3 protein-coding genes and 1 pseudogene are annotated in these 2,620 nt (G+C 62.8%); 1 reads left to right on the top strand and 3 read right to left on the bottom strand.

The window, feature by feature from the left end:
- The coding region (locus EN906_RS30295; protein WP_127375612.1) for an esterase-like activity of phytase family protein at positions 1 to 939 on the top strand (939 nt) is incomplete at its 5' end.
- A gap of 10 nt (positions 940 to 949) precedes the next feature.
- Here EN906_RS30295 and EN906_RS30290 read toward each other — a convergent pair.
- The 3 genes and pseudogenes from EN906_RS30290 to EN906_RS30280 form a co-directional block, all read right to left on the bottom strand.
- Positions 950 to 1,621 (bottom strand): hypothetical protein, encoded by a 672-nt coding sequence (locus EN906_RS30290; protein ID WP_127266962.1) that lies wholly within the window; start codon positions 1,619 to 1,621, stop codon positions 950 to 952.
- A 59-nt stretch (positions 1,622 to 1,680) separates the two neighbouring features.
- Positions 1,681 to 2,361, bottom strand: coding sequence for a queuosine precursor transporter (locus EN906_RS30285; protein WP_127266961.1), 681 nt, complete (start codon positions 2,359 to 2,361; stop codon positions 1,681 to 1,683).
- A 161-nt stretch (positions 2,362 to 2,522) separates the two neighbouring features.
- A pseudogene (locus EN906_RS30280) lies at positions 2,523 to 2,620 on the bottom strand (50S ribosomal protein L28); the annotation flags it as partial.

Here is a 2,620-nt window from a genome sequence, read left to right as displayed (position 1 = left end):
GACTCTGGTTCTGTCGAACCGGTCGAAATCTCGGCCCGCCCGATCACCCAATTCCACATTGGCCGTGCCGACAAGCAGTTCGGCGCTTTCGAATTCGTCGGCGGGCTGGAGATGACCTCGCCGACACGCGATTTCGGCGCGCTGTCAGCCTTCCGCTTCCTGACAGCCGGCGGTGACTTCATCGGCGTTGCCGACACCGGCTTCTGGTTCTTCGGCACGGTGGTCCGCGACGCGGAAAAGCGACCCTCCGGCATCCAGAATTTCCGCATGCAGCAGATGGTCGACCAGACCGGCCGGCCGATCGACAGGAAATGGGAGGTCGATGCGGAAGGTCTCGCGGTCAAGGACGGCATCGCCACCGTCGGCTTCGAGCGCAGCCACCGCGTCGCCCAGTTCAAGATCGATCCCAACGACATGAAGGCGCCGTTCAAGCCGCTGGATTTCGTCGTGCCGGCCCGCGAGCTGCGCCAGAATCGCGGCTTCGAGACCGTCACCCACGCCAATGCCAACGGCCAGCATGAGGGCGGCCTGGTCGTGGTCTCCGAGAAGAGCCTGGACAAGGCCGGCAACATCTATGCCGCCATCATCGATGGGCCGCACAAGGGCGTCTTCACCGTCAAGCGCAATGGCGATTTCGACATCACCGACGGCGCCTTCCTGCCCGATGGTGATCTGTTGCTTCTGGAGCGCAGTTTCTCGATGGCCAGCGGCGTCAAGATGCGGCTGCGGCGCATCTACGGCGAAAGCGTCGAGAAGGGCGCGGTCGCCGACGGGCCGGTGCTGCTGGAGGCCGACATGGACTACCAGATCGACAATATGGAAGGGCTCGACGTCTGGAGCCGCGACGACGGCGCGCTGATGGTGTCGCTGATCTCGGACGACAACCACTCGATCCTGCAGCGCAACCTCTATCTGGAATTCATTCTCCACCAGGATTGAGCCAGCCGGCTTACGTCCTGTTGGCGATCCAGATGACATGGCGGGCGCCGCGCTTGCCGTTGGCGCGCGTACTGACCTCTTCGACCGCGAAGCCTGCCTGCTTCAGCCGCCGCGTGAAGCCGCTGTCGGGGCCTTGCGACCACACCGCCAGCACGCCGCCGGGTTTCAGGGCGCTGCGTGCGGCTGCGAGGCCTTGCACGCTGTAAAGTGCGTTGTTGGATTTGTGGACGATGCCTTCCGGGCCGTTGTCGACATCGAGCAGGATGGCGTCCCAGGCCGCGGGCCGCGACCGGATCAACTGCCCGACATCGGTTTCCTGGATGGTGACGCGAGGATCGTCGAGACAGCCGTCAAAGATTTCGGCCATCGGGCCACGTGCCCAGGCGACGACGGCGGGCACCAGTTCGGCGACGACAATTCCGGCATCATTGGCCAATTCTGTGAGTGCGGCGCGCAAGGTAAAACCCATGCCAAGCCCACCGATCAGGATTGTGGGCCGGCTATGGCCGGCAATCCGCTCACAGGACAGTTTTGCCAGCGCTTCCTCGGAACCGCTGAGGCGGCTGTTCATGAGCTCGTTGGTGCCCAGCATGATCGAGAATTCGGTGCCGCGCCGCTTGAGGCGAAGTTCTTGTCCGCCGTCCGGGGTCTTTGCCGAATCGAGCTGAACCCACGGGATCATGATCTTTGTCCGACCATGATCTTTTCCGAAAATCGGGTCCCACTTTTCGGGATCATGGTTTAAGCCGCAACCGCGGGCTGGCTCCAGCGGGCCGCGAGCAGACGGTAGGGGATCAACGCCACCACGGCGATGATCAGCTTCACGCTGAGGTCGCCCAGCGCCCAGGAGATCCAACGCATCGCGTCGACATGGAACACGCCCATCAAGGGTGCGTTTTCCAACGCAAAGCCGTCGTTGGGACCAGCGAAGGCAAAGGCGGCCGAGAACGCGACGGTGAAGAACACGGCTGTGTCGAACACCGACCCGACCAGCGTGCCGACGATCGGCGCCCGCCACCAGCTCTGGCGGCGCAGCCGGTTGAAGACAGTCACATCGAGCAATTGCGCGGCAAGGAACGCCGCTCCGGACGCGGCCGCGATCCGCACCAGCCGGTCGGCGGCGGTCTCGAATTCGATCAGGCCGTGACGGAACAGGAAGGGCGGGACAAGGATCGAGCAGATCACCGCCGTCATGAAGCCGACAAAGACGATCCGGCGCGCCACAGTGGGGCCGTAACGGCGGTTGGCGAGGTCGGTGACCAGAAACGAGAAGGGATAGGTGAAGGCCCCCCAGGTCAGAAGGTCGGCCAGCGAGAGGCCGCCGATCTGGCCCTGCATCGGGAATTGCACGAGAATGTTCGATGCCACGACGACAAGCGTCATGGCGGCCACGAAGGGCAAGTATCGCGAGAAGAAAGTCATTTTTTTATCCTGGGTAATGGAACCAGCGGAACGTATTCCGAAATCGGATTACGCTAGCTTCGTAATTTAAGCATCGGGTTGCCGAAACCTTGCGGCTTCGATCCGATGCCTAGGCCAACAAGAGGTTGGCCAGGGCGGTCGTCCCCCGCCTTTGAACTGTTTTAAGCGGCAGCCTGTTCGGCGGTCTTCTTGGCGATCTGCTTCTTCAGCAAACGGGCGCGCTGCGACAATTCCTTGACGTCGGCCTTGGCCAGGAAGG

Origin of the sequence: Mesorhizobium sp. M7A.F.Ca.CA.004.06.1.1 (assembly GCF_003999135.1) — a bacterium.
Taxonomy (GTDB): Bacteria; Pseudomonadota; Alphaproteobacteria; order Rhizobiales; family Rhizobiaceae; genus Mesorhizobium.
Note: the sequence above shows the minus strand (reverse complement) of the source record. Positions and strands in the feature narration are given on the sequence as shown.